Annotated in this window: 11 protein-coding genes; 10 read left to right on the top strand and 1 reads right to left on the bottom strand. The window is 45.4% G+C overall.

Translation table 11 applies throughout. The features are described 5' to 3' along the window. Nucleotides 1–77 precede the first annotated feature (77 nt). Nucleotides 78–494 carry a BLUF domain-containing protein gene (locus QNM16_RS13620; protein WP_046357754.1) on the top strand — a complete coding sequence of 139 codons (417 nt, stop codon included), beginning with the start codon at nucleotides 78–80 and terminating at the stop codon, nucleotides 492–494. Between the two features lie 25 nt (nucleotides 495–519). Here QNM16_RS13620 and QNM16_RS13625 read toward each other — a convergent pair whose 3' ends face one another. Continuing rightward, nucleotides 520–2,595 (bottom strand): contractile injection system protein, VgrG/Pvc8 family, encoded by a 2,076-nt coding sequence (locus QNM16_RS13625; RefSeq protein ID WP_284021002.1) that lies wholly within the window; start codon nucleotides 2,593–2,595, stop codon nucleotides 520–522. Nucleotides 2,596–3,085: 490 nt separating this feature from the next. On the opposite strand from QNM16_RS13625, the gene tssJ reads away from it, so the two are divergent. The 9 genes from tssJ (at nucleotide 3,086) to QNM16_RS13670 (ending at nucleotide 14,831) form a co-directional block, all read left to right on the top strand. Beyond that, nucleotides 3,086–3,538 (top strand): type VI secretion system lipoprotein TssJ, encoded by a 453-nt coding sequence (tssJ, locus tag QNM16_RS13630; RefSeq protein ID WP_063364381.1) that lies wholly within the window; start codon nucleotides 3,086–3,088, stop codon nucleotides 3,536–3,538. Between the two features lie 3 nt (nucleotides 3,539–3,541). After that, nucleotides 3,542–4,879: a type VI secretion system baseplate subunit TssK gene (gene tssK / locus QNM16_RS13635; protein WP_284021003.1), complete on the top strand. Its 1,338-nt coding sequence runs from the start codon at nucleotides 3,542–3,544 to the stop codon at nucleotides 4,877–4,879. Nucleotides 4,880–4,894: 15 nt separating this feature from the next. Beyond that, nucleotides 4,895–5,617, top strand: coding sequence for a type IVB secretion system protein IcmH/DotU (gene icmH / locus QNM16_RS13640; RefSeq protein WP_063364458.1), 723 nt, complete (start codon nucleotides 4,895–4,897; stop codon nucleotides 5,615–5,617). 4 nt (nucleotides 5,618–5,621) lie between these two features. Beyond that, nucleotides 5,622–9,347, top strand: a complete 3,726-nt coding sequence (tssM, locus tag QNM16_RS13645) for a type VI secretion system membrane subunit TssM (RefSeq protein WP_284021004.1) — start codon at nucleotides 5,622–5,624, stop codon at nucleotides 9,345–9,347. 9 nt (nucleotides 9,348–9,356) lie between these two features. Further along, a complete protein-coding gene (tagF, locus tag QNM16_RS13650) occupies nucleotides 9,357–10,349 on the top strand; it encodes a type VI secretion system-associated protein TagF (protein ID WP_284021005.1) in 993 nt (330 codons plus the stop codon). Next, on the top strand, nucleotides 10,349–11,917 hold the full coding sequence (locus QNM16_RS13655; protein ID WP_284021006.1) for a TssA family type VI secretion system protein: 1,569 nt from the start codon (nucleotides 10,349–10,351) through the stop codon (nucleotides 11,915–11,917). Before tagF ends, QNM16_RS13655 begins: the two co-directional genes overlap by 1 nt. 58 nt (nucleotides 11,918–11,975) lie before the next feature. Next, nucleotides 11,976–12,503, top strand: coding sequence for a type VI secretion system contractile sheath small subunit (tssB, locus tag QNM16_RS13660; protein WP_039610623.1), 528 nt, complete (start codon nucleotides 11,976–11,978; stop codon nucleotides 12,501–12,503). Nucleotides 12,504–12,512: 9 nt separating this feature from the next. Continuing rightward, nucleotides 12,513–14,039, top strand: coding sequence for a type VI secretion system contractile sheath large subunit (tssC, locus tag QNM16_RS13665; protein WP_039610624.1), 1,527 nt, complete (start codon nucleotides 12,513–12,515; stop codon nucleotides 14,037–14,039). Nucleotides 14,040–14,345: 306 nt separating this feature from the next. Continuing rightward, nucleotides 14,346–14,831 carry an Hcp family type VI secretion system effector gene (locus tag QNM16_RS13670; RefSeq protein WP_039610625.1) on the top strand — a complete coding sequence of 162 codons (486 nt, stop codon included), beginning with the start codon at nucleotides 14,346–14,348 and terminating at the stop codon, nucleotides 14,829–14,831. Nucleotides 14,832–14,853: the final 22 nt, after the last annotated feature.

The raw sequence follows: 14,853 nt of genomic DNA on the forward strand, positions 1-14,853 counted from the left end.
ATTTTGATAACTATAGCCAATGATTACACTTTCTGTGTAATGGCATGTTCAATGAAGAAGACTAGGAGTGTATGGATATGAAGCTAGTGAGATTGGTCTATTACAGTCAGGCATCTCGTAGTATGAGTTTGTCGGATCTACGCAATATTTTGCAAACCGCGCGCTCGAATAACGACGAATTAGAGGTGTGTGGCATGCTGTGTTTTGAAAACCAGTTTTTTTTACAAGCACTCGAGGGAGACAGAGAAACGGTAAATGAGCTCTACTTAGATATTGCAGACGATCCGAGACATGAAGAAGCCACTATTATTAGCTATGACGAAGTGTCTGAACACACATTTGCAAAGTGGCAAATGGGCTATGCGGGGGGATCTGAGTCTTTTTATGAGTTACTGCGAAAAAACGGCCAAACAGAGTTCGATCCGGAGCAAATGACGCAAGCTCAAGCCATTTCTTTTTTGGTGGATATGGCAGCTTTTCAAACTGAAATATAATGGCGGCACCCTGTGCCGCATTGGTTTAAATATCGCGAATACTGACGCGGCTATTATCTTCGACATCAGAAATACTGGGTTCTTCAGACTCAGAAGGACTTTGCGGTGATTCAAAGTCATACTCTACCGGTCCATCTAGTATGGTTGCGGCCTTACCTTTTAACGTCAGTAGTTTTGAAGCGATAATATCGATATTACCGCTGGTATCTAGGGTGATAGAAGCGCCTTGGCTATACAGACCGAGCGTACCCATACCAAGGCCGCGTATGGTGATACCATCATCACCGTGGATCACTTGGCTACCATTAGGTGCTGAGAGCACAATACCACCGACACTCTCAAGGTTACAGTCTTGTCCAATGACGCAGTTTATATGTTTCCCTGATTTGATACTGCTATGGGTATTGGCGCTGGCTTCTATTTTACTGCCGGTAAGGTTTTGAGTGCTATTGCTGTGCGTTTCAATGGTACTTCTATCTGTGCGCATAGCGACGGCTTTTTTTGATTTGATCTGCGCACTTGCGCGTGCTTGCATTTGGATGCGGTTATCACTTTGGATGGTGAAGTCATCAGCACTGATCAGCGTCATTGCGCCTTGTTGAGCGGCTACTTGAATAAAAGGGGCGCTACGATCGCTGTTTAGCTCGATATGCTGCTCGCCATTGAGGGTTTTGAGCAGTACCTTAGGTGTGCGCTCATTGTCATCTAAAAGCAGTTGGTTATCGGTGCGCGTTTGCATGATATTGTGTTCAGCATTTTGACTGGTGACCAAACTTGTTTGCTGCTGGTCCGGGGCAAACCCCATGATAAAGGTATTGTCCGGATCGTTATTGATGCAACCTATCAGTACTTGGCTGCTCGGCAAGAGCGGAAAATGCCAACCTGTGGCTTGAGCTTGGCCACTGCAAGCATAGCGTGTGAGTGCTTTAATTGCGTGCGGCACAACAGAAATATCTTCTGCATATTGGGGTTTATAGTTATAGTGCCCGTTGCTATCTAGGGCCACTTGAGTCGGGTCATCGCCAGCTTGCTCGGTGACGACGTGCGCGCGAAATACCATAGGTTTTGGTAAATTTGGTTGGATGGGTAGCTTAAACGGGTTGCTACGAGGAATACAGGTAATCTTGCAATGATGACGGGCGCTATCCGGCTCTTCGCTGCTACCTGCACTGAATATGTGCTTTGCTTCAATGCACAAATAATCTCCACTGATTTGGCCAATGGCATTGCATACCAGTGAGAATGAATACCCAGGTAATGCGTCTGGCACATTACCTGTGAGGCGCAGCACATCATTTTTAGCTCGTGCGGAGAGTTCAAAATCAGTGCTTAACTGGACAGTGCTTTGTGCATTTAAATTGGGCTCAAAGTAATTTTTTGTGACACTCGTTCCTGTGCTTGGTGGGCTGGTGGATTGGTGAACTTGACTGCCCTCCAAATGCCATGCAACTTCTCGATTAAACTCAAAAAAGCCGACATGCTGACTGGTGTTATTGCGCTCCATGCCATCGCTGCTGCGTAGCTTTAACTGAGTTCGATTGACATAGGGCGCGTTGAGATTGCTGTCACTGATCACTATTTTTTCGTTTAAGCCAGTGCACTCAAACCAGTAAAACAGTCCATATTGCTGCAAGGTTCGAAGTAAAAACTGGTGGTCTTGCTCAAGGGGCTGCACTCTGATTTTTTCAAAAGGGAGAGGGTGTGACAGCCGCCAATCAATCTGATCGGCTTGATAGCCCGCTTGAGTCAGTAGCTGCTGGATGACAGAGCGTACATCGGAGTTTACAAAAATGCGGCTGTGGTGGGAGTCGACTAACCTTGAGAGCTTAGGTTTGAGCGTGAGCTGATATTGGTACAGCTGCGAGTGCACATGCTGAGCTGAAAAATCGCTCAAGGTTGCAGTGAAAAATGTACTCTTACCATCCTTATGTATTGTTTCAAAAGTAACAGCATTTCCTAGTACTAAATCATTATCAATTTTGAGTTTGGACTCTATTTTGGCGTTTGATAAAAAAAACTCATTAATACATGAAGTTAATTCAAATTTTGTAACAATAGCTTGATGACTCAGTCCATATATCTGCATCCTTGTTTGTGCCATTTCTCTATCCTTAATCGTTGAAGTTTTTCATTTTTGTTTCAGTTAATTGTAACTTTTATGTAATTTAAATTCGGATTAAAACTTTATTTTTAGCGCTTTAATATGAGTTTATCTCATGCTTTATGTTTGTTTTTGATCATAAAGTACGTATTTTTGTTAATCAAATATTTTATTTTTGATTAAATGGTTTGATCTGGAGATTTATTTTATGTATTGTCTGTGTCGATTTTTGGCAAGGGTACAAATGTGGGTAATTTTTGAATCAATAAATTAACAATAAATGATTCTTTATTACTGCTTTTTGATTTTAATCAAGCATTGGTGTTGATATCTAGGATAGGTATTTAGTCGTGGTGTATAAGCAAAGACGATTGGCAACTTGCTTATTTAAGGTCATTCATGCCGCTGCACTTCAATGGACATCATTCGCAGTTGTGAACACCTACGCCAAAATAAAAAACTTACGTAATTCACTACAAGGAATAAAATCATGGCGAGGTTGATTGTCTGTTTTGTGGCGCTGCTAAGCTTGTCTGCATGTATGACGACTCAGGTTAAATTAGATGTTCAGGCGACCGATAACATAAACTTAAATAAGTTTGACGAGCCATTGCCAGTGGTGTTGAAGGTGTATCAGCTCACTGACGTACAAGCCTTTAGAAATGCGACGTTTGAACAACTTTGGAAAGAAGATAGGTCTATTTTGGCCAGTTCTCTGATCACGGTTGAAGAGCGCACCATTAACCCTTCTGAACGCCTAAAAATCAATTTTGAGAGAGCTGACTCTGCCAAGTATGTTGGCTTTGTTGCGCTATTTCGTGAGCGCACCGATGGTAAATGGCGCACCTACTACGACCTAAACGATTGGCCAGTACCACTATCAACGTCGCTTGATATCGAAGTCCAAAGCAATGCGTTGTATGTACCGGGTGCGGAAGACTAGCTCATGATATTCGATAACCTGTCTTTTAAACCCGTGTGGGCTGAAGGTGTGATGCTGAGTCAGCAGCACTTTCAGCACTTGGATAAGCATTTGCAAAGTGAAATGGCTGCGCGCAGTCGTTTATCGCAACGAGTGCCTTATGGATTCTATCGCCTGCAGTTCGATGAAAGTGCCATAGCAAAAGGCGTGGTTAAACTATTGGCTGTCAGTGTTATTTTTAAAAGTGGCCGGTTAATCGAAATGTCCTTTACTGACTCAGATGCGCTCACTTATGAGCTCGATGACGGTCAGCAATCTGTGACGCTGAGCTTAGCACTGGCAACCAATCACGCAGTGAGTGACATAAAAGGTTATCCGCAAAATGGCCAGCTCAGTGCCTACCAATGTGAATTTGTAGAACTACAAGATGAGCATGATCCTGCACGAGGCAAAGAGGTCATGGTGGCCAAGCCCAAACTAATGCTAATTGAAAGCTCATCCAGCCAAAGCTTTATTGAACAGTTGCAGTGTGCAAAGGTGATAACCAATGAGCAAGGCGAGTTTGCATTTGATACACATTTTGTGCCCTCACTACTTAACGTGCGTGTCCATGCACCGACATTTTCTCGGCTAAATAGCGCAGGTAATATTTTAAACGCCAAGTATCAAGCGCTGCAATCAAGTCGCGCACAGATGGGCGTCGTAGAAGATTTTGGTCCCAGTGATTTAAAGCAATTTATGCTGCTACAAGCCATGTCTGCAAATATGCCTTATCTGAACCACTTACTGTTGTCCCAGTATACCCATCCAGAAGACATGTACATTACCCTGAGTACATTACTGACTCAGTTGGCGCATTTTGAAGCAGAACAGCAGATAGATATACCGCCTTATCAGCATGACAATTTGGGGCAAATCTTTGGCTATTTTGAATCTCAAATACAACAGCTTATCGGCAGCATTAGTACCAAGCGCTCCGCTAATTTACCTCTTGAAAAGCTCTCTGATTCGATGTTTGAAGTCACTGGCTTTGAAGCCGATCAGTTTAGAAATAATGAGTTTTATTTAGCGGCTTTCTTTGAGCACGAATCAACACAGTGGATAGAGTTGTTTGCCGACCAAGTGAAAGTGGCGGCATCGTCACAAATTGAAATGCTGATCGCATCAGCTCTAGGCGGCGCTGAGCTGACCCATTGCCAAAGACCTCCCAGCAAGGTGTCACTCAAAGGTGGCTATGAATACTTCAAGATCAATGCCTCTAGTGCGGCATGGGCGCAAATAAAACAAGAGCTTTCACTGCGTATCTTTGTGCCGTACAGCCTGCAAAGCGTGCAAATTGAATTGGTGAGCGTGACCAAATAGGAGTGAATGACGGTTATGACAAGGACATCAACACACACTGAATTATTGGCCTGTATTTCGCCCGTGCTAGACATTGTGCATTCGGTCAGGCAAGGAGGTTGCCAGTCAACAGACATCGAGGCATTGCGTGAGCAAGCGCTGAATGCCTTTGATGAATTTGAGCGAGATTGTTACGCCAATGGGATCACCGCAAGTGACATGCAAGAAGCTAAATTTGCACTCACAGCGTATCTTGATGAGCAAATTATGGCCTCTGAAATGGAATCAAGAATGGCTTGGATGGCTCGTCCTCTGCAGCTTGAGTTATTTGGTAATTCAAGAGCTGGGGAAGCATTTTTTGAAAAGCTGACTCATATTCGTCAAGCCGGTGCCAGCAAGCGTGCGGTTATCGAAGTGTATTTCGTCTGTATGCAGCTGGGTTTTGAAGGGGTTTATAAAATTAAGGGTGTAGAGCAGCTTAAAGCCCTGATGTTGGATGTGCGCGCCCAGTTGGAAGAGTTATCAGGCAAAGTACCACTGAATTTATCAGACACCTGCATGCCTGCTGAGCATGTTGTGACGCAATTGGGCAGAAGGCTTCCTTACTGGGTGATCTTCAGTATCACCGTGGCAGTGTTGCTGTTGATGTATTTAGGCTTTCACCAATATTTGCAAGGCAAAGCAGACGAGCAGTTTATTGAGCTTGAGCAGCAGGTTGCTGTATTAACGCAGTTAGAAAAAACAGGGAATATTAGGTAGTGCTATGGCGGGTTCAGTTAATAAAAGTGGTTTAATTCACCTCTTACTTAATTTCTTTTCTTCACGGGCAACAGCCAAATGGATAGGACTTTTTGCCTTATTGAGCTTGGCTTGGTTCGGCGGCCGCTTCATTGGCTTAGGTGGCGTTGATCAGCGACTTTGGCTGATGGGCGGCATCTTTGTCGTCTTCATGCTGGTGCTGTTTGTGCGTTGGCTGTGGGCAAAGCGCTCTGGTGATAAGTTGGCGTCAGAACTGGCTAATCACAATGCCAGCTCTGAAGCGGAAGTGGCAGAAATAAAAGAAAAGATGCAAGACGCTCTGGCTGCATTAAAGGCGTCTCACCTCGGCGCTGGATATCGTGGTAATACGGCGTTATACGCGCTGCCTTGGTATATGATAATCGGCCCGTCTGCGACCGGTAAAAGCACTTTGTTTGCCAATTCTGGACTGCATTTCCCCTATTCTAAATCGAATCAAATGCATATTCAGGGCTTTGGCGGTACGCGCAATTGTGATTGGTGGTTTTCAGATCAAGCGATTTTAATTGATACGGCAGGCCGCTATACCACTGAAGAGAGCGACAAAGAGCAGTGGTTGTCGTTTTTAAAATTGCTTAAGAAAAACCGTCCTAAATTACCCATCAATGGTGTGATGGTCGCCATCAGTATTGCGGATATTTTAACTTCAGATACAGAACAAGTACGAGACCATGTTAAGCAAATTCGCACTCGTATTGACGAACTTATCAACCAACTTGGGATTATTTTCCCGATTTATATCGTGTTTACCAAAACTGATTTGATTAGCGGGTTTGAGCCGTTTTTTAACGAGCTATCTGAGCAAGAACGCTTACAGCCATGGGGCGCTTACTTGCTGGATAAAAATCAAACGCCAACCAGCGATGAAGCGTGCGACACCTTTAATGCTGAAATGGAAAGTATGTATCAGCGCTTGTGTCAGCAGCGATTAGTCAAGATGACGCGTGAGCGAGATACCCAGCGAAAACAGCTTATTTACGACTTTCCTAATCAGTTTAAAGCGGCATCTGATAAGGTCAGCGAGTTTGTTGAGATCTTATTCAAAGAAAATCCATTCCAAGAGATCCCTTGGTTTGCGGGCGTCTATTTTACCTCAGGCACGCAAGAAGGGGTGCCCATTGAGCGCAGCTCTAAAACCAAACTGGCGACCTTCCGCTCAGTGTTATTTGAGTACCGTCAGCAAAGTTTAACCAGCGCATTTTTTGTCAATAAAGTCTTCAATGAAGTGATGTTTAAATTGCAAGACCTCACTAAAGGCAACCGCAAAAAGCGCAAGATACAAAAATGGGTCAAAGGCTTGGCAATCTGTACCAGCATCACGGCGATTGGCTTGATGTCGGGGTTGTTGTTTAACTCGTACACCCATAACACGCAATTGCTTGATACCGGTGAGCTGTTGAGTAAGCACGTGATTGCCACCAGTGTGGAACATCAATCTGAGGTTGAGCAGTTTAATGCTGTGTTGGCGTTGTTTGAACACTACCAAACACTCGAGGCGTATGAGCAGAAGTTACCTTGGTACTTTCTATTGGGTGTGTATTCAGCTGACACCACCAAGGCACCGATAAAACATATCTTGCAGCAGCGCGTGCAATCATTAATTGGTGGACCTGCAGCACAGCAAATTGCAACGGCTTTAGCCAGTTCACACACTCAGTGGCAAGACTTGCAAATGGCTGAAGAACAAGTGATCAAACGTGTCGAACCGCAGCTGCGAGACAGCTATTACAATTTGATGAAGTTTCAGCTGATGATGAGTGATGAGTTTGCGCGTTTAGATCATGCGTTTGTAAGCAATGCCATTTTGAGCATGGTGGCGCAGCGCTTAGAGTTGGATATCGAGGCGGATGAAACGGCGCAAACCACAGAGAAAATGCGTGCTTTGGTTAATTTTTACATCGCACAATTACGCCAAGACACTGAAGCGCCAGGGCTAGATGTATGGGCGTCACAGGAGCACCTCATTGCACAGGCCAGAGCCAACTTAACCACAGATCCGCAGCCTGATGTGATTTACGGGCAGATCAAGGACAAAGTCTCCGTTTCCAACCCTGAGCTGACGCTCGATCAAATGATGAGCCAAAATAATAAAACCTTTTTGAAAAGTGAGTTGACTGTGCCGTATGTCTTTACTCAAAAGGCATGGCAATCAGAGGTATACAGCGAGATAAAGCGTCGCGCAAACATTGCTTTTTCTGGTGATTGGGTGATGGGGACTGAGCAAGCAGGTGCTGAAGGCGCCATTGATGAAGCCAAAGCCAATGAACTGGCCAGCGCTATTCGGGCTTTATATTTTAAAGAGTACGCCACGGCGTGGTTTGATTTCATCAATGCAGTTGAAGTAAGACCATTTAATACCAGCAACGCAGCCAGCCTAACATTAGGGCAATTGTCTTCTACGCAAGGGCCTCTGGTGGATTTAATGAAGGCCATAGACGCCAACATTAACTTGAGTAATGCACCGCTACAAGAGCCTGAAAAGCTCAGTGGTGTGAGTGAGAAAATCATTGATAAAGTGAAGTCAGATACCTTGCTTGGCAACAGTAAAGGGCTTGAAAGCTTAAGCAGCAAAAAAGTACCTGAATTGGCACAGCGTTTCGCGGATTTAAGACGCTATACCTCAGTCTCTGAAGAGGCACAGATCTCAGATTATCTGCAGCAATATTTAGGTGCATTAAGTGCCTTCCACTCGGATATCAAAGACATCGCAGCCAGTAATGATGATGACTTCATGGCGATGGAGTTTTCACGCTCGCTATTAACGGGTGAAGACAAAGAGAACGCATTGCAAAGTGCATGGGTGGTGGTAGAAAGCCAAGTGAGAGCGCTTGACCCAGACAGTAAGCAAGTGCTGGAGCGACTATTAAAAGCGCCGCTATTAGCCAGTGTGCAAACCGTAATGAACGAAGCAAGAAGTCAGCTGAACGACCGTTGGTACAACAATGTGTATATCAGCTACAAGGACAACCTCAAAGGTAAATACCCGTTTAACTTAACTGGGCCAGATGCCGCAGTTGAGGACATCTCTGAGCTACTTAATCGCGACTCCGGTATTTTCTGGGAGTTTATGGATGCAAACTTGGCACCGTTTTTAAAGCTTAAACGCGGTGTGTGGGTAGAAAAAACTTGGAATGGCATCGGCCTTGGTTTTGACAAGCCCGTACTGGATAAATTGACCAAGGCACGCAAAGTAACGCGTTCATTGTTCCCAAGAGAGGGCTCTGAAGTGGGGATCAGTTTCCAAATGATGCCTGTTGCGCAGCGCGGTGTGCGTGAAACCTATATAGGTTACAGCGACCAAAGCTATCGCTATCGCAACGAACCGGAAGAGTGGCGCAGATTTACGTGGCCCGCAAGAACAGGGGCAGAAAAGGCCACCATCTATGGCATGGATCGCAAAGGCAATCGGATCGAGATCCAAAAAGACGGCCCATGGGCGTTATTGAAAATACTCAACGAAGCGCGTGTTAAATGGGTTAAAGGCACAGAGTATATGGCGACGTGGGAGTTGCTATTGCCTGAAGAAGAAAGCAGCGAAGCTCCTGAACATATTCAGGTACAAGTAGCGCTAAAATCTAGTCGCAATAGCGGTATCTTCAGCAAGTACTTTATGTCGTCTTTTGCCTTGCCAGAAGCCTTGTTCACAGGCCGTGTGCAACTGGCCAGTCAAGCAGCAAAGCAGGTGCAGTAAAGGATGAGTATGTTCAGCTTTTTTTCCAATAAAAAACCCAACAAGGTACCCGTGAGCTTGCCTTTTGGCTTTATGGGCAAAAGCCCGATACAAGCCGATTTTGTGAAGTATCACGTAGACTCGCGTGAAGTCATCAACATGGATCATTGGCTGCAAGAGGGCTACGCCCATGTGTGCCGCAGTGCGTTGCAAGGCGACAGCCATTTTGACGACCAATTGACAACGCTGTTTTTTATTGCTGGTGGTGAGGCTGACAACAGCATGATGGGAGTATTGCAGCCAAGCCAAGACAAAAGCGGTAGGCAGTATCCATTTAGCTCATTTATTTTGTGTAGTAATGCGGACTTTAAAACGCATCCTGCGTTTTTATTGTATGAACGCTTTAACATTATTCGCTCTTTAATTTTAAATCATGAGCTGATCAAAAGTGCGAGCTCTTTAGAAATGATGCAAAAAACAGCACATGAGTTACAGCCTTTGGGTGAGATGTGCGATCAGGAATTGGACTTTAATACTTCGATGGAAGCGCTAAGAAAGCAACCCATTGAGCGCATCTGGTTTGCACTGGGCTTGTCGACTGTGGAGCAGCGCGGCGCACTTATTGAACAGTTGATGCATGCGCTTAAAGGCTTATCGGCACAGGGCTGCAAACGCAGCCAATTTGGGATCAAGTTACCGATGCCACAATTGGGTGATGACAGCAAGCTGGTCGTCGCATTTTGGCTGCATTTGATCACCAATACAGTGGCAGATAATCATTGGCAGCCTTGGTGCTTTTATAACTTTGGACAGCTCAGCTGCTCAGCATCTTTGGTGGTGTATTGCCGGCCGGTGCCTGCCTCTTTTTTTGCATCGGTTTGGCTTGATTTAGCAACAGGCTCAACGGTGATGGATTTTACCAAGCTCAATGACAATCAGCCGTTATCAAGCAAAGCTTTAGAGCTGGCAAAAGCCACCAATATGAGTGTGTTTGATACCTTGCGTAGCTGGAGCAAAGTGTAATGACACAACCACATGGTTATCCGTCTTGGCAAGCATGGAGCAGCGCACTTCTGAGCGAATTTGAGCCTGATAAGTGCGGTGAAGATGTGCGCTACGACGATGACTTTAAATGTGTGAAAGCCTCGTCATCAGGCGCGTCAGAAGTTGATTTTAAAGAGATATTTATCATCTCGAGTAAGTTACTGGCTGAAAAAACCAAAGATTTACGGGTGGCATCTTATTTGTGTTTAGCAGCCACACAAGAGTTTGGGATCAATGGTTTATTGCCCAGTTTGAGGCTGTTTAATGACTTGGTAAAGCAGTTTGATAATGCTTTGTATCCTGAAAAGCCGCGAGCGCGGGCATCGGTGCATACGTGGTTCTTACAGCAACAGCAGCGTTTGCTCAGTGTGGCAGATAACATTGGCGGCACGACCCCTGAGCATTGGCAAACACTCGATGAAATATTGCAAATTTATGCCAAAGAGGTTGTGCCATTTTTAGATGACCAAGCTGGCCCTTTGGCAGATTTAGGGGCGTGGTGTGAAAAAGGCAGGATCAGTCAGCCGATGCCAAAGCCAGAACCTAAACCCGAACCAAAACTAGTTACGCAAGAGCAGCCGCAGCCAACGCCTGTCGCTGACCCCGAGCCAGCGGCGGTAGCTGCCAAGGCCGCAGAGCCTATTGTGGTACCGCCTAAGGTGACAACGCAAGCAATAGACTCAGACAGCGATTATATGGCGCAGGTTCGCACCTTGCTAAAGCATGACAGAGCGCAGCAAAACTGGCCAAGAGCTATGCACTTAGCACGCGCAGTGCGCTGGGGCGCATTGGCCTTACCGCCTCATGACGATAATTTAAAAACACGCTTGCCCGCACCGCGAGAAACCGCGTTTGCACCAATAAAAAACGCGTTGGCAAACGAAGAATATTCCGAAGCGCTGGCAAAAGCAGAGGCGCTGTTTATGGAAGGGGCCATGCATTTTAATTTGGACTTACAAAAGTTCACCTTGGATGCGTTGGCTGGGTTATCAAAGTCCACTTTAAAAGGCTGGTTGGAGCTGCAATTAGCGGCAATTGCACAGCAATTTCCTAAATTGTTGCAGCTGAAATATGAAGACGGCAGTGACTTTTGCAGCGCGGCAAATCGTGAGCGCATTCAAGAACACGCGCTGTTTCAAGGCGGACAAAGCCAAGACGCTGGCCAGCAGCAGTGGCAGGCGGCGATGAGTGAAGCACAAAAGCTGGTAGATAATAACGAGCTAAAAAAAGCATTGCAGCTGATAGATGCCCAACCGATGAGCACGGCCTTTGATAAAGCTTGTGCGCGCCTTCATCAAGGGCGACTGCTACTGAGAGCCGAACGAGCCAGCTTAGCAGTGCCGATTTTTCAGCAATTGCTGTCAGATATTCAAACCCATCGCCTTGATTTGTGGCAAGAGGATTTTGCAATGGACGTTTGGCGCTATGCCAAGCAATGCTTTGAGGAGATGTCTCAAACGCAAGGAGATGAATTTGATTTACAAGTGGCTGCCATTGAGTCGCAGCTATTGGTAACCAAAGTGAGCTCAGCGATCGACTGGGTGTAAATCGATATACGATGACCTTTCTTTATGGAAAGCGTAAAGAGTAACAATAGGGAAGAGCATGACAGATACATTTCAAAAAGAAATACCCAGAGCGCGGATCAATATCGCGCTAGAACTGGACACGGATGGCGCCACACAAAAAAGTGAGCTGCCAATGAAAGTGCTGGTCGTTGGTGACTATTCAAATGGTCAAAACGACGCTGACTTAGCTGAACGTGAACGTATTTCGATCGACAAAAATAACCTCGAACAAGTACTCAAAGATATCTCGCCCAAGGCACAATTTCAGGTGCGTAACCGCATTGCAGGCGATGGCGATATCAGCGTGAACTTAAAGTTTGACGAGTTTAAATCTTTTGACCCAGAGCAGGTTGCCGCACAGGTACCTGAGCTCAACAAAATGATGTCGATGCGTAACTTGTTACGGGATTTGAAATCAAACCTATTGGATAACTCATCACTGAGAAAAGAGTTAGAGCGCATCTTACAGAGCAAACCTGAGCTCGATGAACTCAAGGCGAAATTGGATGAGCTGGCACCGCTTGCCTCTGAACAAGATAAGCAGCCTAAGCAACCGCAGGAGTAAGGACACCCTATGAATATGCAAGAAAACCTAAATGTGGCTGCACGCGCAGAAGAAATCGAAGCGGTTTCTACGTATGAAGCCATTTGTGACTTAGTGGATATTGATCCGGTCGGCAGTGAGATTAGCATAGATACATTCAGAGATGCGAATAACTTGGCTGAAACCAATACCAATGAGCGTTTAACCGCGGCCATCAACGTCTTTTTAGACATGGCAAGCTCAGATGGCCAGCAAGTATCCCGTATCGATAAGCTGCTATTGGATGATTACATTGCTAAAGTTGACCGCATTATCTCAGAGCAGTTAGATGAGATTTTACACCATGAGAACTTTCAAAAAGTTGAATCGGCATGGCGCTCTTTACGCTATTTAATTAATCGCTGTCCTAATAATGCCAACGTTAAAGTTGAGTTGTTAGATGTGGATAAAGAAACCTTGCGTGATGACTTTGAAGAGTCACCAGATACCACACAGTCTGTGTTATACAAACAGGTCTACACCGCAGAGTATGACACGCCTGGGGGCGAGCCAATTTCAACCATGGTGTCGAATTTTGAATTTGACTGCTCAGCACCGGATGTCTCCCTTTTACAAGAGATCTCGCGCGTGTCTGCGGCCGCACATTGCCCATTTTTAGCCAGTGTTGGCTCGAAGTTTTTCTTGAAAGATTCATTGGAAGAAGTGTCTAAGATCCAAGACTTACGCTCTTACATGGAACGTGCGGAGTTCCAGCGCTGGAAAAATTTCAGAGAGTCTGAAGACTCACGTTACATCGGTCTTGCGTTCCCGAGATTTTTACTGCGCTTACCGTATGGGGATTTAAACCCAATTCGTAACTTTAATTACCAAGAAGAAGTGACCAGCGAAGATCATGAGCGTTATTTGTGGGGTAATGCCACATTTGCTTTTGCAGCCAATGTGATCCGCAGTTTCCACGAAAATGGCTGGTCAGTGAACATTCGCGGGCCGCAATCAGGTGGACGCGTAGAGAATTTACCACTGCATTCATTTGAAGCGGGCCGCGGTCAAGAAACCAAGATCCCAACAGAAGTCCTGATCTCCGAAACCAAGGAGTTGGAATTTGCGAATCAGGGCTTCATCCCACTGAGTTACTATAAAAACTCTGACTTTGCGTGCTTCTTTTCGGCAAACAGTGCGCAAAAGCCACAGATTTATGAAACGCCAGAAGCCTCTGCAAACGCTCGTATTAACTCACGTTTGCCTTATATCTACTTGGTGTCGCGCATTGCTCATTACATGAAGGTATTACAGCGCGAAAACATCGGCTCGAGCAAGCCAAGACATGAGCTTGAGCAGCAGCTCAATGATTGGTTGGGCGCCTTAGTCACTAAGATGAACAACCCTGATGAGTCGTTGATAGCGACACACCCATTGAAAGATGCTGAGGTCAATGTTGCGGAGATCCCTGGTAACCCAGGTTATTACCGAGTCAGCACCTATGTGGTGCCGCACTTCCAAGTTGAAGGCATTGATGTACGTCTAGCTCTGGTGGGGCAAATGCCTGGTGAGAAATGAAAACCAGACATGAGTTCAGTGAAGCGTATTTGAAAGCGGCATAGCCGCTTTCTATCAAGCTTTTCAGATTGCATCGTTGTTAATTGGCTTGTTCGGCAAAGTGTGCATCTAGACATACTTATTTGCAGGGAAGTAGGTATCTCTAGTTGTAGAAATTGCCCTGGGTTGGCGGCAACCAACCCAGGACATGTTCCCAAATTGGCATGAAGCGTGGCGCTTTTTTTGGGATCTAACACAGCCGAGGCGGTGTTAGAGCGATGCCATTAATTATCAGGAAACAACTTATATTAAAAGGAGAATATAGAAATGGCAATTCCAGCGTATTTGTGGTTAAAGGATGACCAAGGGAATGAAGTAAAAGGTTCAGTAACTGTGGCTGAGCGTGAAGGGTCAATTGAAATTTTACACTTTGACCATGAACTCCGTATCCCAACGGACAATGACACAGGAGAGCTAACAGGGACTCGTAAGCACGAACCTTTCATCATCACAAAAGCTGTGGATGCATCTACACCGTATTTGTACAAAGCGTGTTCAAATGGTCAAACACTAAAGCAATTAGAGCTTAAGTGGTACCGTATTGATGACACTGGTACTGAGCGCGAGTATTTCCGCCACACACTTGAAGATGTAAAGATCACATCTATTACGCCAACCATGCACAACGTAAAAGATCTGGACAAAGAGCGTTATCCGCATCTTGAGAAAGTGAACATGCGTTATAAGCGTATCACCTGGACTTACCTAGACGGAAACATTGAGTTTTCTGATTCTTGGACTGAGGGTCGTTAAGACCACTCATCAGAGGCAAAGC

The sequence above is a fragment of the Pseudoalteromonas umbrosa genome, assembly GCF_030125375.1.
GTDB lineage: Bacteria > Pseudomonadota > Gammaproteobacteria > Enterobacterales > Alteromonadaceae > Pseudoalteromonas > Pseudoalteromonas umbrosa.